The organism is Chryseobacterium sp. OSA05B (assembly GCF_019970065.1).
Lineage (GTDB): Bacteria > Bacteroidota > Bacteroidia > Flavobacteriales > Weeksellaceae > Chryseobacterium.
The window spans coordinates 181317-200093 of sequence record NZ_JAHXYH010000004.1 but is presented as its reverse complement, the minus strand read 5'-3'; the positions used below and the strand labels follow the sequence as shown (position 1 = coordinate 200093).

17 protein-coding genes and 2 tRNA genes are annotated in these 18777 nt (G+C 38.3%); 9 read left to right on the top strand and 10 right to left on the bottom strand.

The features are described from left to right. Positions 1-133: 133 nt before the first annotated feature. From LC419_RS16655 to LC419_RS16645, 3 genes are all read left to right on the top strand, one after another. Complete coding sequence (locus LC419_RS16655) at positions 134-1930, top strand: DUF885 family protein (RefSeq protein WP_223608418.1); 1797 nt, start codon at positions 134-136, stop codon at positions 1928-1930. A gap of 85 nt (positions 1931-2015) precedes the next feature. After that, complete coding sequence (locus LC419_RS16650; RefSeq protein WP_223608417.1) at positions 2016-2462, top strand: DinB family protein; 447 nt, start codon at positions 2016-2018, stop codon at positions 2460-2462. Positions 2463-2520: 58 nt separating this feature from the next. Beyond that, positions 2521-3417 (top strand): DUF6438 domain-containing protein, encoded by an 897-nt coding sequence (locus LC419_RS16645; protein WP_223608416.1) that lies wholly within the window; start codon positions 2521-2523, stop codon positions 3415-3417. A 123-nt stretch (positions 3418-3540) separates the two neighbouring features. On the opposite strand, the gene nth is transcribed toward LC419_RS16645, so the two are convergent. After that, positions 3541-4161: an endonuclease III gene (gene nth, locus LC419_RS16640; protein ID WP_223608415.1), complete on the bottom strand. Its 621-nt coding sequence runs from the start codon at positions 4159-4161 to the stop codon at positions 3541-3543. 33 nt (positions 4162-4194) lie between these two features. On the opposite strand from nth, the gene bcp reads away from it, so the two are divergent. Then, positions 4195-4644, top strand: coding sequence for a thioredoxin-dependent thiol peroxidase (gene bcp / locus LC419_RS16635; protein WP_072924390.1), 450 nt, complete (start codon positions 4195-4197; stop codon positions 4642-4644). A gap of 174 nt (positions 4645-4818) precedes the next feature. Here the strand turns inward: bcp and LC419_RS16630 are convergent, their stop codons facing one another. The 4 genes from LC419_RS16630 to LC419_RS16615 are packed head-to-tail and all read right to left on the bottom strand — an operon-like array spanning position 4819 to position 9034. Then, a complete protein-coding gene (locus LC419_RS16630; protein WP_223608414.1) occupies positions 4819-5982 on the bottom strand; it encodes a GNAT family N-acetyltransferase in 1164 nt (387 codons plus the stop codon). Between the two features lie 34 nt (positions 5983-6016). Next, positions 6017-7099, bottom strand: a complete 1083-nt coding sequence (locus LC419_RS16625; RefSeq protein ID WP_223608413.1) for a mannose-1-phosphate guanylyltransferase — start codon at positions 7097-7099, stop codon at positions 6017-6019. Next, positions 7093-7692 (bottom strand): SprT-like domain-containing protein, encoded by a 600-nt coding sequence (locus LC419_RS16620; protein WP_223608412.1) that lies wholly within the window; start codon positions 7690-7692, stop codon positions 7093-7095. Before LC419_RS16620 ends, LC419_RS16625 begins: the two co-directional genes overlap by 7 nt. Before the next feature lies 1 nt (position 7693). Next, positions 7694-9034: a TolC family protein gene (locus LC419_RS16615; protein WP_223608411.1), complete on the bottom strand. Its 1341-nt coding sequence runs from the start codon at positions 9032-9034 to the stop codon at positions 7694-7696. A gap of 97 nt (positions 9035-9131) precedes the next feature. On the opposite strand from LC419_RS16615, the gene LC419_RS16610 reads away from it, so the two are divergent. The 4 genes from LC419_RS16610 to LC419_RS16595 all read left to right on the top strand — a co-directional run bounded on the left by LC419_RS16610 (position 9132) and on the right by LC419_RS16595 (position 12149). Then, positions 9132-10376, top strand: a complete 1245-nt coding sequence (locus tag LC419_RS16610) for a folylpolyglutamate synthase/dihydrofolate synthase family protein (protein ID WP_223608410.1) — start codon at positions 9132-9134, stop codon at positions 10374-10376. Between the two features lie 41 nt (positions 10377-10417). Next, positions 10418-10492: transfer RNA gene (locus LC419_RS16605), tRNA-Val, on the top strand. 35 nt (positions 10493-10527) lie between these two features. Continuing rightward, positions 10528-10602, top strand: a tRNA-Val gene (locus tag LC419_RS16600). A gap of 62 nt (positions 10603-10664) precedes the next feature. Next, complete coding sequence (locus LC419_RS16595; RefSeq protein ID WP_223608409.1) at positions 10665-12149, top strand: T9SS type A sorting domain-containing protein; 1485 nt, start codon at positions 10665-10667, stop codon at positions 12147-12149. Positions 12150-12248: 99 nt separating this feature from the next. Here the strand turns inward: LC419_RS16595 and LC419_RS16590 are convergent, their stop codons facing one another. From LC419_RS16590 to LC419_RS16570, 5 genes are read right to left on the bottom strand one after another with little or no spacing between them, the layout of a single operon-like run. Then, positions 12249-13142, bottom strand: coding sequence for a glycosyltransferase family A protein (locus tag LC419_RS16590; RefSeq protein ID WP_223608408.1), 894 nt, complete (start codon positions 13140-13142; stop codon positions 12249-12251). After that, on the bottom strand, positions 13142-14113 hold the full coding sequence (locus LC419_RS16585) for a glycosyltransferase family 9 protein (RefSeq protein WP_223608407.1): 972 nt from the start codon (positions 14111-14113) through the stop codon (positions 13142-13144). Before LC419_RS16585 ends, LC419_RS16590 begins: the two co-directional genes overlap by 1 nt. 3 nt (positions 14114-14116) lie before the next feature. Further along, positions 14117-14536, bottom strand: coding sequence for a SufE family protein (locus LC419_RS16580; protein ID WP_223608406.1), 420 nt, complete (start codon positions 14534-14536; stop codon positions 14117-14119). A 35-nt stretch (positions 14537-14571) separates the two neighbouring features. Beyond that, positions 14572-15678 carry a glycosyltransferase gene (locus LC419_RS16575; protein ID WP_223608405.1) on the bottom strand — a complete coding sequence of 369 codons (1107 nt, stop codon included), beginning with the start codon at positions 15676-15678 and terminating at the stop codon, positions 14572-14574. Beyond that, positions 15678-15902, bottom strand: coding sequence for a uroporphyrinogen decarboxylase (locus tag LC419_RS16570; protein WP_223608404.1), 225 nt, complete (start codon positions 15900-15902; stop codon positions 15678-15680). The genes LC419_RS16575 and LC419_RS16570 overlap by 1 nt, the downstream gene beginning before the upstream one ends. Before the next feature lie 152 nt (positions 15903-16054). Between LC419_RS16570 and LC419_RS16565 the strand changes: the two genes are divergently transcribed. Then, positions 16055-18589 (top strand): ATP-dependent Clp protease ATP-binding subunit, encoded by a 2535-nt coding sequence (locus LC419_RS16565; RefSeq protein ID WP_223608403.1) that lies wholly within the window; start codon positions 16055-16057, stop codon positions 18587-18589. Positions 18590-18777: the final 188 nt, after the last annotated feature.

The following is an 18777-nucleotide window of genomic DNA, read 5'->3' as shown; positions in this document are numbered from 1 at the left end:
TAAACGTTTTAGACAAAGATAAAAAATTGATTCAAAGTTGAAAATATTTTGAAAATTATTTTTTTAAATCATTATGATTGATTATTCCGTATATGCCAATAATACTTACTTTTGCTGCATAAAGATTCTGAAAATGAAAAACATTTTATCAAAAGGTATTTTAGGGCTTGGACTGGTGATCAGCCTTGCATCCTGCAAAAAATCCGATTCTCCCCTGACAAAGGTGACGCCTACAAATATGGATTCCATTGCATCCAGGTATTATGAGCAGTATCTGAAACTATACCCTTTAGAAGCTACTTCTCAGGGAGATACGAGATACAACGACCAGCTTCCGATCAATATAGACAAGGACTTTATTTCCGGCGAGGTTGCCTTTTACAATTCTGTCCAGAAACAGCTGGAAAGTGTTGACTATAAAGGCCTTTCAGATGAAGAAAAGGTAGTTTACGATGTTCTGGATTATACTTTAAAAGATAAAATCGAAGCCTACGCCTATCACCCGGAATATATTCCTTTTACCCAGTTCGGAGGACTTCCCCTGAACTTTCCGCTGTATGGAAGCGGAGAAGGAAGCCAGCCTTTTAAAACAGAAAAAGACTACAGCGACTGGTTGAAAAGAATGGAAAAGTTCCCGGAATGGATGAATGCAGCAGCCGACAATTTCCGTGAAGGAATCACCAATAAAGTGGTTCTTCCAAAAAAACTGGTCGTTAAAATGATTCCTCAGATGAGAGCAGAAGAGATCACAACGGCTGAAATGGATAAAAATATTTTCTACGGACCGGTAAAAAATTTCCCGAAAAGCTTCACCAAAGCTCAGAAAGATAAATATTCGGCTCTGTATGCAGAAGCAATCACCAAAAAGATCATTCCGGCTTATACGAAAATGGGCACATTCCTGGAGAAGGAATATCTGCCGAAAGCCAGAGATACGGATGGTTATAACAGCCTTCCGAACGGAAATGAGATCTACAGATATTACGCTAAAAGCTGGACAACGACGAAGAAATCACCTGAGGAAATCAATAAAATCGGAGTTCAACAGGTCGCTATGCTTCGTGCTGAAATGGAAAAAGTAAAACAGCAGGTTGGTTTTTCAGGAACACTGGAAGAGTTTATCAATTTTGTAAAAACAGATCCTAAAGCTATGCCCTACAAGACTTCTAAAGAGGTTTTAAATGGATTTAACGGTATTCTAGCGAAGATCACTCCTAAACTAAAAACCATGTTCAGCGTCACGCCGAAAACGAAGTTTGAGATCAGACAAACGGAAAAATTCAGGGAAGCAAGTGCCAGCGCAGAGTATATCCAGGGAACTCCGGATGGAAAAAGACCGGGAATATTTTATATGCCGATTCCTGATCCTACCCAATTCAATGTGACTTCAGGAATGGAATCTCTTTTCCTTCACGAAGCAATACCGGGACATCACTATCAGGTTTCTCTTCAGCAGGAAAATACGAAGCTTCCCAAATTCATGAGATTCGGATGGTTTGGGGCTTATGGAGAAGGCTGGGCGCATTATTGTGAGACTCTTGGACCTGAGTTTGGCCTTTATACAGATCCTTACCAGAAAATGGGTTATCTGAGTGATCAGATGCTGAGAGCGGTAAGATTGGTCGTAGATACCGGAATTCATACGGGAACCATGAGCAGAGAAGAAGCTATCAAATATTTCCTGAGTAATATCTCTTATGATGAAGCCAGTGCTACTGCAGAAGTGGAAAGATATATGGCGATGCCGGGTCAGGCTTTAGGCTACAAAATTGGATCGTTGAGAATCCGTGAGCTTAGAGAACAGTATCAGAAACAGCTTGGTAAGAAGTTTAATTTAGCCAACTTCCATGATGAGATTTTAAGTCAGGGATGTCTTCCGCTTGATGTTCTGAACAGAAAGATGGAGCTATGGGCTAAGAAGCAGCAATAGAATTATTAAAAAAAGTAAAAATAATAGAGATGGGATGATTAATTTTAATGTCCCATCTTTTTTTGTTTAATTTAACCCGATTACAATGATCATAGAAAGCCTGAAATCTCTTTACAACAGAGATTTGAATAAACTAAAAACTGAAATAGAATCTTACCGGAATGAATCTTCGATCTGGAAAACTGATCAAAATATAGCTAATTCAGCGGGAAATCTATGTCTGCATCTGGTTGGAAATCTCAATACTTATTTGGGTGCAGAGCTTGGCAAAACAGGCTATATCAGAAACCGGGAGCTTGAATTTTCATTAAAAGATATTCCAAGAACAGAACTTATTGAAAAAGTAGCAGCAACCACGGCTATGGTAGATGATGTCCTGAGCCAATTAAACGCAGAAGTTCTTGAAAAAGAATATCCCCTTGTTGTTTTTGAAGATAAGATGACTACAGGATATTTTCTGATCCACCTGATTACCCATCTGGATTATCATTTGGGTCAGATCAATTATCACAGAAGGCTCCTAGATATTTAAACTTTTTTATTTAATTTCAGTAATCCATCCTATCCATATGGTTCATAAGCTTTCATTTATGCTGTCTTTTCTATCTCTGGTCAGTTTATACTCCCAAGGCTTAAAAAGGACAAATTCAATCGATTCTCTGCAAACTGCAGAGGACGTTCAGCAATTCATCGGCAGAAAAGAAATTACTCAGTATGTTTCTGTCACCGATAAGATTAAGTATGACTCCAATTGCATTGCTTTCGCCGACAGTCTTAAGATACAACCCTGGATAAAAGGTGATTTTGATGGGAACGGACTTACGGACATTCTCATTACCGGAAAAAAAAGAGACGGACCTGCAACCATCTGTATTCTTGACAAAGGAAGTGGCTTTGAAACCAAACAGATAAGCAACGGTCAGCTTCACGAAATATGCTCATTTACTCAGGTAAAGGATAATCAACTAGAGTATTTGAGTATTAAAAATGAATATCTCAGTGCATATAAGCTGAAAAAAGATCTTCTAGTTTATAAATTTGGAGATTTCATTGAAGAAAATAATGCGCCCAAAAACCACCGCATTTCAGCCATTGAATTCCGCGCATCCGGTTGTTATGGAATCTGCCCTGATTTTACCTTAAAGATTTCCGGACTTGATATAGAATGGACCGCTGGCAGATATAATACAGTTAATTTCCAGGAATATTCAGGAGTTTATCACTCAAAATTATCTGAAGAGCGGCTCAAAAATATTCTGGAACTGCTGAACTATATGGATTTTGAAAATCTGGATGAAAATTACAAAGTAGGTTATTCAGACCAGCCAACAGCTTATTTAACGATAGATTATGATGATCTGAAATCAAAAAACATCAGAGACTATGGCATGATGGGAACCAGAGGACTTAGAAAGCTGTACGAAGTTCTGTTCGATCTGAGAGGAGAGCTTCATTGGAAGAAACTTAGTAAAATTGACAATAGATAAAAAAAACAGCAACTTATTTCAAGCTTGCATACTCAGAAACCCTCAAACTCTCCTACTCTCAAACCCGAACCCCTCATCCCGAAACTCATAACTCACAATTTATAACTCCCCTCAAATTCACCCCTATTTCTCAAACATCATTTTCGTTAGAAAATCCTTCTCCCCTTTTCCTCTGGCCGGTGAGTACTCTCTTCCGTAGAAAATAATCTGCAGGTGAAGCTTATTCCACGTTTCTTCCGGAAATATAGCCTTGGCGTCTTTCTCCGTTTCTACGACGTTTTTTCCCGAAGTAAGCTTCCATTGCGTCATCAGCCTGTGAATGTGTGTATCCACCGGAAAAGCAGGAAATCCGAAGGCCTGGCTCATGACCACAGAAGCGGTTTTATGTCCAACTCCGGGAAGCGCTTCCAGTTCTTCATAGGTCTGGGGAACAATACCATCATGTCTTTCCAGTAAAAGCTCAGCCATTCTTTTCAGGTTTTTTGCTTTTGTATTGGACAGTCCTATTTCTTTGATCAGTTCTTTAATTTCAAATTCTTCCAGTTTGGCCATCCTTTGCGGAGTTCCGGCCACTTCAAAAAGATGGGGAGTCACCTGATTCACTTTTTTGTCAGTCGTCTGTGCAGAAAGTGCTACAGCAACCATTAAGGTGTAAGGATCGGTATGATCTAAAGGAACAGGTGTGGTAGGGTATAATTTCTCCAGTTCGTTCTGAACGATTTCAGCTCTTTGCTTTTTTGTCATTTAACCATTAAATTTGAACAAAATTAATTCATTATGCTGAAAGTTGGAGATAAATTACCTGAATTTGAAGGAACAAATCAGGATGGTGAAACCATAACCTCATCAAAACTGATCGGAAAGAAATTAGTCGTTTTCTTTTATCCTCAGGCCAGCACGCCGACGTGTACGGTAGAAGCCTGCAATCTGAGTGACAATTACTCAAAGCTTAAAAAAGCAGGATTTCAACTGCTGGGTATCAGCGGAGACAGTGTAAAGAAGCAGAAAAACTTCCACAGTAAGTTTGCTTTTCCATATGATCTTCTTGCTGATGAGAATCACGATGCCATCGAAAAATTCGGGGTTTGGCAGGAGAAGAAAACATTCGGAAAGACCTATATGGGGATCGTAAGAACCACTTTTATTTTTGATGAAAACGGAATCTGTACAAGAGTGATAGAGAAAGTAACCTCTAAAACGGCGGCTGACCAGATTCTGGAAGGATAGAAATTACAGGGTTGGAAGCTGGAAGTGGGATGATGGAAGTACTATTGGGCATTATTTTAACAGTCATCGTAAAATTTGATGACATCGTTTAAAAAAATAATAAAGTTTGTGATGCGGTTATGCTTCAGATTTCAACAACTTCCCTCTTCCTGCTTGACTTCCTGAAATTAGAATTTATTTTGTTTCGAAGTACATTAATTCTTCATCGTCATTGGGAAGCGTCACATAATTTTTGAATTCCAGTCCCAGCTTTTTAATGAGGCTTTGTGATGAAAAATTATCTTTTGAGGTGATGGCAGAGAGTTTTGTCAGGCCAAAGATATCCATCCCGATCGATTTTACCTTTTGAGCCGCTTCATAGGCATATCCTTTGCCTTCAAATTCTTCCAGCAGGGAAAAACCTATATCCACAACATCGAGGCCTTCTCTTTCAAAGATGCCTACCGCGCCTATTTTTTCGCCTTTATCTTTCGTTACGGCCACATAGTTTCCGAAACCGGATTTTTCAAACTGGGGAAGAAACCTGTTCATAATATAGTTTTCAGCATCAGCAATGCTGTTTACTCCTCGATTTCCGATGTATTGAATAAACTTCGGTCTGTTGTAAAGTTCAAAAATAAATTCTCTGTCATCCACCGATACAGGCTGGATGATCAGTCTTTCTGTTTCGTAAACGTTATTTTCGTTTGGTAGATTTCTTTGGGTCATCTTTGGTTCTTCTTTTTTCTGGATTTTTAAAAGCCTTGGATTATTGGCGCATTTTTTATTGTAAAGTTCAATGTAGGTTCCGTTGTCTTTCACATTGGAAACAGTTCCTGAAGACTTACTGACAGTCAGTGTATAATGCGTTTTCTGGTAAGGACATTCCTTTGAGGTAAGTTTTCCCAGGTCCAGATAATAATTGGCTGCATCTTCATAATAGTTACCGGCAACATCTTTAAACTCCTCGTCTACCATATATCCTTCGGCCGTTAAAACGATAGCCGCTTCTTCCGCATTGTCAATTTTTCCAACGAATTTCCTCAAACCTTCAAGATCTGTAATGTAATTCATCTTTCCGCTTGCAGCATAAGCGATATAGTAAAAGCTGTCTTCTGTAGGGAATAAATTAAAGCCGGAAAATTGTGGGGTATAGTCTTTCTTCCCGCCTGAAGTCCTGATTTCCTGATTTTTACCATAGCTGTTGTACACCAGCACCCAGGAATCGATCCTGTCATTGGGAATGATCTGCTGTAAAATATTCGGGATACTGGAAAAATTTTTCTTGTTCTGAGAAAATCCCAGAAATCCAAAAAGCAGAAACAAAAAAATGGTTGATCGTGTTGCGGTTTTTATCATAATTCAAAAATCAGCAGAAAGTTAGCCATTATTTTTACATGAACTTATCTCCTTTCTTGAAACTTTTCAGGTCAAGAACATAGTCTTTAATCAATTGATCATTGTCTCTCGGGCAGATCAGCAATGCTTTATCTGTATCTACGACAATAAAATCCTCAAGGCCGTCGATGATGACAGCTTTGTTATTGTTCTTCAGTCTGATGATATTCCCTTTGGAATTATAATTGAGGAAATGCTTCAGCTTTACAGCGTTTCCGTCTTTATCTTTTTCAGTGTTTTCGTATACGGAAGTCCAGGTTCCAAGGTCACTCCAACCCAGATCCGATGGAATTACATATACATTTTTCGCCTTTTCCAGGATTCCGTTATCGATTGATATTTTCTGTACTTTCGGGTAAATGGTTTCAATACAGCTGTTTTCCTTTTCAGAATTATATTCGCAGGCCATAAAATGCTGCATCATTTCTGGAAGGTAAAGTTCAAATGCGTGATGAATGCTTTTCACATTCCAGATAAAAATCCCCGCATTCCACAGAAAGTCCCCGCTTTCAAGGAAGCTTTGAGCAATCTCAAGAATAGGTTTTTCCGTAAACGTTTTTACTTTGAAATAATCTGAACTTTTCTTTTCTACAAACTGAATATATCCGTATCCGGTATCCGGTCTGGTAGGCGTAATACCCAAAGTGACCAGATAGTCATGCTTGGCAGCAAGATCAAAAGCAAGTTCTACTTTTTCCAGGAATACTTCTTCTTTTAAGATCAAATGATCTGCCGGAAGTACGATCATCGTCGCATCCGGATTAATTTCAGCAATCTTGTTCGCCATGTACAGATTACATGCCGCTGTATTTTTCATCAGAGGTTCGCCCACAATATTTTCTTCAGGAATTTCCGGAAGTTGTTGGTGAGAAAGCGCTACGTATTCTTTATTCGTGATCACGAATATCTGTTCCTTAGGAATGATCCGGCTGATTCTGTCATACGTCTGCTGAATCATAGTACGCCCGATTCCTAAAATATCCTGAAACTGTTTTGGAAATTTCTGTGTACTCATAGGCCAGAACCGGCTGCCGATTCCTCCCGCCATGATGACACAGTATCTATCTGATTTTAACATTCTTGCCTACATTTTTCAACCCTTGCCAGAGGCTTGAAAGAATACTTCCTTCCCGTAGCCAGGTTCTTACAAAGATAGTTTTTTTTAATCAGACCTTCTAATAAATACTTTTCGTTCCGATAGATAAAATATTCTCCTTTTTGAAGTTCTTCTATAAAGTGTAGCCTATCATCTTGTTTTTCAGTATGAAAATATCTTACAAGATCCGGGCTGGCCATAAAATTGGCTTTTGGAGATTTTGAAAATCTGACGATAATGGGCTTCAGATCTTCATCATACACATCAAGGCTTTCGAGAAGCATATTTCTGAATGTTTCTTTCCATTCAGTGCCGTGCGGCGATATTCTGCGGCCATATTTCTCAAACGCGATAAGATGGGCCAGTTCATGGGTAAGCACAAAGAAAAAAAGCGGTGGAGTCAATGTTGAATTCACCGTTATTTCATGGGAGTTATCAGGAAGTTTTCTGTAATCTCCCAGTTTGGAGTTCCGGCTGCGTGTAACTTTAATGTGAATAAAGTAATCTGCAAACCAAACCCTTAAGTATTTTAGTGTATTTTGAGGTAAATATTTTTCTAATGACTGGATAGACATTTTACAAAGTTAATGGAATTCCTGCATAGAAATTCAGCAATTTAAGACTGAAAAGATAATTGTACTTCGCCTGCGCCACGGAGCCCTGTGCGTTTGCATAGTTATTTCTGGCCACATTTACATCGTAAATAGTCGTTCTTCCTGCCGTATAGCTTTTATCAGCAAATTCTAATGCTAATTTTGTGCTCTTCTCTGTTTCTACAGCCGAAAGGAAGGTCTCATAGTTGGCATCTACATCAAACTGTGCCTTCTGTACATTTTGCCTTACCGTCTGCTTTTGCTGCTCAAGAGTAATCTTAGCAACGCTTTCGTTTATTTTAGACTGCTCTACCTGCAGTTTGGTGATTCCTTTATTGAAAATAGGAACATTCAGTGAAACACTGGCATTCTGTCCGAAATTATCTTTATACTGCGGGAAAAATTTTTTCTCTTTGACATAAAGAAATTCACTTCCAATATTATCCGTAGTTAAAAGATTATTGTAAAAACTTCCTATTCCCACACTTCCTGTAAGCGTCGGCCAGAAAGCCGTTTTACTTACTTCTGTTTGTGCTAAGGCAGAATTGATCCTGCTTTGTGCGGCTTTAACCTGAGGTTGATTTTCAAAAGCCGTGGTAAGAACTTCATCCACTGATTTTAATGGTTGTTCCAGTTGATCAGGAACCTCCACATATTCAATATCAAAATCTTTGTAATCGGGAAGCTGTAAGAGCTGTGCCATGGCAAAAAGACTTCTGCCAACGTTAATTTCAGCGGTCTTACGGTTTTGCTTCTCCCTCGCCAATGCCGCTTCTGCTTCTGCAAGAATGGTCTGAGCTGTAGTTCCAACCTGAGTTGTAATTTTTGCTCTGTCGTACTGCTTTTGGGCATTTTCAACAGCGCTCTCCGAGATCTTTACGATTTCTCTATTCAGGAGGGTTGTGAGATATTGTTGTGCAATCTGAAGGGAAATATCATTTTTGATCGTTTCCACATCATATTGGCTGGCTTCTACATCAAACTGAGTTTTTCTGACGGTTTTCTCCAATCTTCCATTATTGAACAGTAAAATATCTGCTCCCAGATTAGCACTGTTACTGAACCTGTCATTCCTCAAACTTCCTGTTCCAAATGAAGTCTGCCCGAAACTCACATTATTAGACATACTTGCGGATACTGAGGGCAGATACTGATTTTTGGCCATTTTAAGGTTTGAATCCTGGATCTGTTTAGAATATTGATTTTGGATAACCTGAAGATTATGCTCTACGGCATAGTCTACACATTCTCTTAAGGACCATTTCTTCTGAGCACTCAGGCCCAGACAGGTTAATCCAAAAACGATAATCCAAACTTTTTTCATATTAATAATTTTCAATATTAGACGAGCCAAATATAAAAAAGTTACAGTTTTAATAATTAATATTTTATTTTAAAAAAACTTTTATGAATTTTGTATCATGACAAACGGACAATATCAGGAAGCTGTAGACTGGCTTTTCGTACAGGCTCCCAACTATCAGATCGACGGGCTGAAGGCCTATAAACCTGGGTTAGACAATATTACAAAGTTGTGTGATTTTTTTGACAATCCTCAGGAAAAGATAAAATGCATCCATATCGGAGGAACCAATGGAAAAGGATCTTCGAGTAATATGCTGGCTTCTGTTTTACAGGATGCCGGCTATAAAGTAGGTTTATACAACTCCCCACACCTTATCGACTTCACAGAACGCATCAAGGTCAACGGAAAAAACTGTGATAAGGAATTTGTCTTCGGATTTATTCAAAAACTGAAAACCCTGCCCGAGGATATTCTTCCCTCTTTTTTTGAGTTTACCACAATCATGGCTTTTGAATATTTTTACCAGCAAGGGGTAGATTTTGCCATTATTGAAGTCGGCCTTGGCGGAAGACTGGATTCCACGAATATCATTCAGCCTTTGGTAGCTGCCATTACCAATGTACAATTGGATCATCAGAATATTTTAGGAGACACTATTGAGGAGATCGCAGCAGAAAAAGCGGGGATTATCAAACCTCATATCCCTATCATTTCAGGAGACGAAACGAGTACGGTTAAAAATATCATCAAACAGAAGGCTGAACTTGAAAATGCACCGTTTATTGACGCAACAACCCTACAAGCGGATCTTATCTCTGATCTTAAAGGAAATTATCAGAAGAAAAATATCCGCGTTGTACTTGCATTAGTTGAAGAATTAAAAAAGCTGAATATCAGTATTTCTGATCAAAATATAGAGAACGGGCTGCTTCATGTGCATCAAAATACAGGTTTTATCGGTCGTTGGTTTGAGTTTTCTCAGGACCCGCTTACCATCTGTGATACGGGCCACAATCAGGCCGGACTTGAGTATGTATTTTCCCAGCTGAATTCTATAGACCGGCACAAGCACGTCATTTTGGGGTTTGTTAATGACAAAAAGATAGATGAAGTCATGGCCCTTCTTCCTGAAAATTCTGAGTTTTATTTTGCAAAACCATCCATCAACAGAGGAAGACATCCCGAAGACTATGAAAATCTACTGCAGGAGGCCAAAATTTTTTATAAAATTTTCGATTCTGTGCAAGAAGCGTATCTTTCTGCAAAAGAGCAATGTACAAAAGGAGAAATGATTTTTATCGGCGGAAGTAACTTTGTAGTCGGAGAATTTTTAGAAAAAAATTTGGAGATTTCCGAATAAGTCGTATATTTGCACCACTCTAAACGAGGAAACAAGTATAGGGGCTCTTAGCTCAGTTGGTTCAGAGCATCTGGTTTACACCCAGAGGGTCGGGGGTTCGAATCCCTCAGGGCCCACACAAAGGTAACTGAAGCCTTTCAAAAAAAGTTCAGGGCTCTTAGCTCAGTTGGTTCAGAGCATCTGGTTTACACCCAGAGGGTCGGGGGTTCGAATCCCTCAGGGCCCACAAAATCTCTCAGGAAACTGGGAGATTTTTTTTGTTTATATTCACTCAAAAACTAATATTACATGAAAAATATATTTCTACTCTCTTTATTCATAACTTCATTTATAAAAAGTCAGTCTCCAGGCACTCAGGACATGTCTTTCGGAAACAACGGAACCACAGAGTTCACCGTCAGTTCAAGTCCTTTCAAAGGCTTCCATGGAAAGAGCATGATTCTTCTTCCCAATAATGATTTTCTTGTTGGGGGAGTTTCCAACTGGGGATGCAGTGCAACAAGTTATTATACGGGAATTATTTCAAAGTTCAATCAGAACGGGATTCTTGATACTACCTATAATCAAAATGGTATTCTTGATAACTCCGGTGTTGTAGATGCTATGAAACCATCAAATGATGGAAATTATTTTATCATTGACCAATATTCACGTCTTGTAAAAATGAATGCCGCGGGCTCCCATATAAGCTCATGGGGTATAAATGGCTATGTAAGTATGCCGACAGATTATTTCATCCGGGACTGGGTGGAAACCAGCAGCAACGAAATCATTATCACCGCTGTTAAAAAAAATTTCGACAACAAATACTACTCTGCCATGTTTAAGTACAATCAGAACGGAGCTTTGGTAACTACTTTCGGAACCAACGGAATAATAGATTTTGCAACCAGCCCGAACTGGCTTTTCACCAATGTGAATATTGATAATGATGGTAATCTTTTATTTACAGGAAAGAAAAGAACTAGTCCCGTATACGACGATGCGAATATTGTTGTTTTTAAAACGGATATTAACGGAACGCCGATCGCCAATTTTGGCACCAATGGTATATTTACAGTAACCAGTTATAATTCCTACTACAATAACAATACTTTTACTTTTATCACTCCTGATAACGGACTGGTAGTAAGCACAGGCGGTTCAAGCCGTTATTTAATCGTAAAAATCCTTCCCGGATCAGCCCTTGATACCACTTTCAGTAATGGCTATAAATTCGGATCTAATGTAGTCAACCCGATCAATACTTTTTTCATTGATAATAGCTTCTATGTTTTTGGAGAATTCAACGCAAATAATTTTATTGTGGGGAAGCTTAACAGCAACGGAAATGCCGACACCACATACAACACCAACGGCTATGTAACAGTCAGCAGACTTCCGGGCTTACACAATGCCACTAAAGTTATGCGACAGGGAAACAAGTTGATTATTGCAGAAACGATGGACAATTTCTATTGTGCACAGTCTAACTGGAAACTTGTTATGAGAAGATTCGATTTTAAAACGCCAAGTTCACTTTCTACCCATGAAAGCAATACTATAAAAGATTTCAACATATATCCGAGCCCTGCAGACTATGAAGTTTTCCTGGAAGGTCTGGATAAAAACATCGAGTTGATCACAATAGACGGCAAAAAAATGGAAGCAAAAGTAAAAAGAAAAGATGAAAAATTAATTGTTGACATAAGCCATCTTCCAAAAGGAACTTACATTATAAAAGGAAAAAATAATGATGGAAAAATAGTGACTGAAAAATTCATCAAAAAATAAATGCGAGAAAAAGGATAACATCCTTAATGAACACTCCCAATAAAATCTCTCAGGAAACTGGGAGATTTTTTTTATGCCTTATCTTAAGATCTAGAGATATTATTTCATGTTCTTCATGAGAAGTCCCAATTTGTACAGATCAAGATACCGCAGATTAACAGCTCCTTTTAAAAGCTTTTTCTTTACTCCCAGCAGCATTGTATCACTTAAAAAGAATCTCATAACCGATTTTAAGGGCAGCTGATTGTACAATCTGACTAATTTCACTTCAGCCAATTTTGCTTTAAGGCTTTCATCTTTGAGCATTTTAGCGAGACTTTCCACAGATTCCGCCACTTTTTCAAGATAGACCGCATTGCTTTCCAGATCATTATTAAGGATCGTATTGTCAATATGGTCAATCTTTACATTTTCAGATTTCAAATCCATTGCAAAAAGAAGATCTTCATAGCCATATTTTTGAAAATCAGGATTGAAACACACCTTTTCAAACGTATCTTTTTTGATGATAAAATTATTGGTCTGAAAACTTAAATAGGGTTTATCCAAACGAAGGCCTACAGGCAGGTTTTCTCTTTCAACGGCAAATTTCCACCTTAAATAATTTTCATGATCCGGAACAGCCCCTAAAACGCTTCTTCCTCCGTAAATAACCTTGGCCTCCGGGTTCTTTTGGATAAAATCAGTATATTTTTTTATGAAATTTTCCGCTGTTATTTTTCCATCACAATCCAGAAAGAGCAGATACTCCCCTGCCGCATATTTTTGGAAGAGGTTCCTTATTCTGGACCGTCCTATATTTTTTTCAAGGAAAATAAATTGATTGCCTTCGTTTTGAAGTAGATGATTCGTTTTTTTATAGCTCGCATCTGATGCATCGTCGATCAGGATAATTTCTGCGCTGATTTCATCGGCTTCGATCTGTTTTTTTAAATCTGACACCAAACTGCGGACATCAAAATTAAATACAGGAATACAGACCGACAGCACCATTATAACTGAATTTTTTCAACAATCTTCTGAACATTGAGTTCTTCAAGACATGCCCAGTCGCCACGGTAGCATTCTTTATCCCCAAAAACGGAACAAGGCCTGCAGGTAAGATCTTTTACCTGAACCACATCATTTTCACTCTGTCCAAAGCCTAAAAACCCCGCATAAGGATGCGTTGAACCCCAGATCGAAACACATCTGGTCCCCATAAGACTCGCCAGGTGCATATTGGCAGAATCCATGGAGATCATCAGTTCAAGTTCTGAGATCTTGTGAAGCTCTTCCGAAAGGTTTAATTTTCCTGAAAGGCTTTTTGTATTCGGGATTTCTCTTTCCCACTTTTCCAGCGTTTCGGTTTCTTTTTTCCCGCCACCGAAGAAATAGATCTTATATTTTTGCGCCAGAATCCTGGCCAGTTCGTATGATTTTTCTAAAGGAAGCATCTTTCCTTTATGTTGCGCGAAAGGAGCTAAACCAATTCCTGATTTTTCTCCCGGTGCCGGCCTGAGTTTATTGGATAATTCCACTTTAAAACCCATGGCGCGAAACACATCTGCATAACGTTCCACCGTTTTTTTTAACTGCACTTTGTTCAGATTCCACACATCGGTGAGTGCTTCTTTTTCTTCTTTTCCTTTATTGATTTTAAAGACTTTAAGTCCTTTTCTTCTGTAGATTTTATCAAGAATTTTGGTTCGGATCACATCATGAAGATTGGCGATAAAATCAGGATTAAATTCCTCGATCAGTTCATTGGCGAGTCTTCTCAATCCAAAAAAACCTTTGTATTCATCAAGATTAATCCCTTTAAATGTAACGTTCGGAATATCAGAAAACAAACTTTCGAAATTTTTTCTGGAAACCATGATAATTTCCACGTCAGGATTCTGCTCCAGAAACTCCCTGAAGACAGGTGCTGTCATCGCAACATCACCGAAAGCGGAAAAACGATATGCTAGAATTCTGGTCAAAGGCTAAGATTTTAGCTGGTAGGCAACTGCGTAAAATTTAATCTGTTTGGTCATCGCCATTAATCCGTTTGCTCTGGATGGCGAAAGAAATTCCTGAAGTCCGATTTCTGCAATAAATTCAAAATCAGAATCTAAAATTTCCTGTGTAGAATGACCGCTGTAAATACTTACCAAAAGAGAAACAATCCCCTTTGGAAGAATCCCGTCTGAATCAGCATCGAAAAAAAGCTTACCTCCCTTAAATTCAGCATCGATCCACACCTTGCTCTGACAGCCTTTGATCAGATTATCATCTGTCTTTCTGTCTTCGGGCAGACCTTTTAGCTCTTTTCCAAGATCAATAATATACTCGTATTTCTGTTCCCAGTCATCAAGAAACGCAAATTCGTCAATTATTTCCTGCTGTTTTTCTTTAATGGTCATGTTTTAACAATTATCTTTTGCAAAGATAGCCAATTTTATAAAGATAATTTGTGAGATGCTTTTTCGAAAAGCTGTAAAATTTTCATTTCTTCATTTTCCCAGCAAAATACATCTGCCGCTTTATCAAGTTCGTTACCGTAATCCTTTCTCCCTCTTTTAAGCACTCTGTTAATGGCTTTTTCAATCGTGTCCGGCTGATGATCGGTAACCATTTCTCCTATATCAAACTGGCTTTTAATACGCTGCATTTCAGGAAAATTAATCATCACAAGCGGTACCCTGGACTGAATATAATCACATACTTTGTTGGGAAGAGAATAGAAATAACTTACTCCATTATTTTCTTCAAGACTGAACCCTATATCTGCCGTTTTGGTTACTTCTCTAAGATTTTCCGGCTTCAGTTTACCCAGAAAAAAAACTTTATCCTGTAGTTTTTCCTGAACAACAAGATCTTCGTATGTCTTTTTTAAAGGGCCGTCTCCTGCAATTTTTAAAACGGCATCCTGAATGGAATGCATCGCAAGAATCACTCTATCGATTCCTCTGGATTGGTTTACGGCTCCCTGATACAGTATTATTTTAGGATGATTGTCAGGAATTGCAGGTGCAGAAAGGATTTTTCTGGGAATATTTCTTACGACAACGGCATCTACCCTATACTTTTCATTAAACCACTCGGCGTAGCTCTGACTTTCCGTCATCATGAATTCTATTTTGGGAAGGATATTTCTTTCCAGCACTCTCCATAATTTCTGTGAAAATCTGTTTTGTATTGCTGGCATTTCCGTGAAAATCTCATGGCTGTCAAATACCAAAGGAATATTCAGTTTTTTTGCAATCAGGTAATTGGGAAGAAGTGCATCGATATCATTGGCGTGAAGAATGGTATTTTGATCGGCTTTTTTCTTTAATTGCTTATATAGTTTCCAGTTGAACTCAAAATAGGCCGTTTTTAAACTTGTCGATTTTAATTTTATTCTCGAAAAAGGATAAGGTCGTTCCATTTTTTCGCTGCCGCCCCAGTCGTTTCCGATGACTTCTACAGGATAACCATTGTCGTAAAGGGTCTTGCAAACCTTCTCAATTCTTTGGTCCGTGTATAGATTACTGAAAGCAGAGGTCAATATTTTCTTCTTCATTATTTTTTCCCGCCAAATATTAAATAATAGATCTGAATAAAGCAAATCAGACCGTTTGGAATGATAACCGGCCAAAGCAAACCATTAAAAACACCATAAATGACAAAACAGATACAGCCTATCATATTGACTATTCTAATTTTTCTTACATCTTTCAGTATGAAACTCAATACTATAAAAACTGATGCAGAATATCCGATATAAGTAGTAATTTCGGGATTCATGGGGAAATTTTAAAGGATAACAAACTTAATCATTTTCAATAAGATAATAAAATTTTTTCTGCCATAAAGTCATTAATTGATTTTTGGTAAAATATTTGTAATTTAGATAATGAATAATTGGCACTGTTGCTATTATTCTAATGAGATATATTATGGATTATAAGTTTTCACAAGGTTTGAGCCAAGTGTTCAAACAAAGCAAAAGCGAAGCTAAACGGCTGAAAAGTGAATTTCTTAATACAGAACATCTACTTTTAGGTATTATAAAAACGGAAAACTCTGCAAAAGAAATCCTTCAAAACCTTAATGCGGATTTAACACAAATCAGAAGAAAAATTGAAACTTTAAATACAGCAAGTCTTAATCCTATTTCTGAGGAGGTTACTAATATTTCTTTCACCAAGATGGCAGACCATGCGATCAAACGTGCAGAGTTAGAATGCAGACAGTATAAAAGCAATGAAATTAATACCGTTCATCTGCTTTTAGGCATTCTTTACAAATATGAGGACCCTACTTCAAACATTTTAGGAGCTTATGACATCGACTATGAAGGAGTTTCAAAGGAATACCAGACGATGCTTAAAAATTCCGGACAGGCACCACAGATGAGTGCTTATGACGATGATGATGACCGCGAGGAATTTGAGCAGATGAGGAAGCCTTCAGGAAATTTAGGCTCTGCAAAAAGTAAAACCCCTACATTGGATAACTTTGGTAGAGACTTAACTTCTTTGGCAAGAGACGGAAAACTGGATCCTGTAATTGGTCGTGAAAAAGAAATTGAGCGTGTTTCTCAGATCTTATCGAGAAGAAAGAAGAACAACCCTCTTCTTATTGGTGAACCGGGAGTTGGTAAATCTGCCATTGCAGAAGGACTGGCTTTAAGAATTCAGCAGAAGAAAGTGTCGAGAGTTCTTTACGGAAAACGCGTTATTACTTTGGATCTGGCGAGTTTAGTTGCCGGAACCAAATACCGTGGTCAGTTCGAAGAAAGAATGAAAGCGATCATGACTGAGCTGGAAAAGAACAGAGACGTCATCTTATTTATCGATGAGCTTCACACCATTGTAGGTGCAGGAAGTTCTACGGGAAGTCTGGATGCATCCAATATGTTCAAGCCAGCTTTGGCAAGAGGCGAAATTCAATGCATCGGAGCCACTACGCTGGACGAGTACCGTCAGTATATTGAGAAAGATGGTGCTTTGGAAAGAAGATTCCAGAAAGTGATGGTGGAACCTACCAACATTGAGGAAACCATTCAGATTCTGAATCAGATTAAAGATAAGTACGAAGAACATCATAATGTAGTGTATACTCCGGAAGCGATTCTGGCGTGTGTCAATTTGACAGCAAGATATATTACAGACCGTTTCTTACCGGATAAAGCTATTGATGCATTGGATGAAGCTGGTTCACGTGTTTATATTAAAAACATGAAAGTTCCGACTGAAATCATTGATTTTGAAAAGAAAATCGAGGATATCAAAGAAATGAAACAGAAAGCTGTAAAAGCTCAGGATTATCTTGAAGCAAGAAAGCTTAAGGATGAGGAGGAACGTCTTCAGATGGAATTGAATGCCGCCCAGGATAAGTGGGACAAAGATGTAAAAGAGAAAAAAGAAACCGTAACAGAAGAAAATGTAGCGGAGGTGGTTTCTATGATGAGTGGAGTTCCGGTAACGAAAGTTGGCAAGAATGAGCTTGATAAATTAGCTCAGATGGATGACAAGCTGAACGGAAAAGTGATCGGCCAGGAGGATGCTGTGAAAAAAGTTGTTAAGGCAATTCAGAGAAACAGAGCCGGTCTTAAAGATCCGAACCGACCTATTGGTACGTTTATCTTCCTTGGAACAACAGGTGTTGGTAAAACTGAGCTTGCTAAAGTAATGGCAAGAGAACTGTTCGAATCTGATGAATCTCTGATCCGTATTGATATGAGTGAATACATGGAAAAATTTGCGGTTTCAAGATTGGTTGGAGCTCCTCCGGGATATGTTGGATATGAAGAAGGTGGACAATTGACTGAAGCTGTAAGAAGAAAACCTTATGCTGTGATTCTTCTGGATGAGATTGAAAAAGCTCACCCTGATGTATTCAACATTCTATTACAGATTCTGGACGAAGGTCATGTTACGGATAGTTTAGGAAGAAAAATTGATTTTAGAAATACAATCATCATCCTTACTTCAAACATCGGAACAAGAGATCTTAAAGATTTCGGAGACGGTGTAGGATTCGGAACTTCTGCTAAGAAAACAGGTTCAGACACAAGAGCGAGAAGTACGATTGAAAATGCCCTTAAAAAAGCATTTGCCCCTGAATTCCTGAATAGAATTGATGATATTGTGATCTTCAACTCTCTGGTACAGGATGATATCAAGAAAATTATCGATATCGAACTGAACAAACTGTATGGCAGACTTGAAAAATTAGGCTATAAAGTAGAGTTAACCGAAGATGCGAAAAACTTTATTTCTGAAAAAGGATGGGATAAAGATTTCGGCGCAAGACCATTGAAACGTGCGATCCAAAAATATATTGAAGACTTATTGGCAGAAATGCTGGTAAACAAACAATTAAATGAGGGAGAAACCGTAGTTCTTGACGTGAATGAAGCTAAAGACGGCCTGACCGGAAAAACTTCAAAACCGAAAAAGACGACTGAAAAGTCTTCTCAACCGTAAACAAATAATATCATTATAATGAAAAGCACCGGAATGTTCCGGTGCTTTTTTGTTTTTAAATATGTCTTTTTAAATTTTCTCCCGCGGATCTCACAGATTTGTACGGATGTTTATGCTTCAATTTTCGTCAAAAAGAAAAAATATTGCGAAATTATCTGTATAAATCCATGAGATCCGTGGAAAATAAA

Excerpts from the sequence above, each read along its gene's own strand:
- LC419_RS16655 (WP_223608418.1), top strand. The coding sequence starts at position 134 with ATGAAAAACATTTTATCAAAAGGTATTTTAGGGCTTGGACTGGTGATC.
- LC419_RS16650 (WP_223608417.1), top strand. The coding sequence starts at position 2,016 with ATGATCATAGAAAGCCTGAAATCTCTTTACAACAGAGATTTGAATAAA.
- LC419_RS16645 (WP_223608416.1), top strand. The coding sequence starts at position 2,521 with ATGCTGTCTTTTCTATCTCTGGTCAGTTTATACTCCCAAGGCTTAAAA.
- nth (WP_223608415.1), bottom strand. The coding sequence starts at position 4,161 with ATGACAAAAAAGCAAAGAGCTGAAATCGTTCAGAACGAACTGGAGAAA.
- bcp (WP_072924390.1), top strand. The coding sequence starts at position 4,195 with ATGCTGAAAGTTGGAGATAAATTACCTGAATTTGAAGGAACAAATCAG.
- LC419_RS16630 (WP_223608414.1), bottom strand. The coding sequence starts at position 5,982 with ATGATAAAAACCGCAACACGATCAACCATTTTTTTGTTTCTGCTTTTT.
- LC419_RS16625 (WP_223608413.1), bottom strand. The coding sequence starts at position 7,099 with ATGTTAAAATCAGATAGATACTGTGTCATCATGGCGGGAGGAATCGGC.
- LC419_RS16620 (WP_223608412.1), bottom strand. The coding sequence starts at position 7,692 with ATGTCTATCCAGTCATTAGAAAAATATTTACCTCAAAATACACTAAAA.
- LC419_RS16615 (WP_223608411.1), bottom strand. The coding sequence starts at position 9,034 with ATGAAAAAAGTTTGGATTATCGTTTTTGGATTAACCTGTCTGGGCCTG.
- LC419_RS16610 (WP_223608410.1), top strand. The coding sequence starts at position 9,132 with ATGACAAACGGACAATATCAGGAAGCTGTAGACTGGCTTTTCGTACAG.
- LC419_RS16595 (WP_223608409.1), top strand. The coding sequence starts at position 10,665 with ATGAAAAATATATTTCTACTCTCTTTATTCATAACTTCATTTATAAAA.
- LC419_RS16590 (WP_223608408.1), bottom strand. The coding sequence starts at position 13,142 with ATGGTGCTGTCGGTCTGTATTCCTGTATTTAATTTTGATGTCCGCAGT.
- LC419_RS16580 (WP_223608406.1), bottom strand. The coding sequence starts at position 14,536 with ATGACCATTAAAGAAAAACAGCAGGAAATAATTGACGAATTTGCGTTT.
- LC419_RS16575 (WP_223608405.1), bottom strand. The coding sequence starts at position 15,678 with ATGAAGAAGAAAATATTGACCTCTGCTTTCAGTAATCTATACACGGAC.
- LC419_RS16570 (WP_223608404.1), bottom strand. The coding sequence starts at position 15,902 with ATGAATCCCGAAATTACTACTTATATCGGATATTCTGCATCAGTTTTT.
- LC419_RS16565 (WP_223608403.1), top strand. The coding sequence starts at position 16,055 with ATGGATTATAAGTTTTCACAAGGTTTGAGCCAAGTGTTCAAACAAAGC.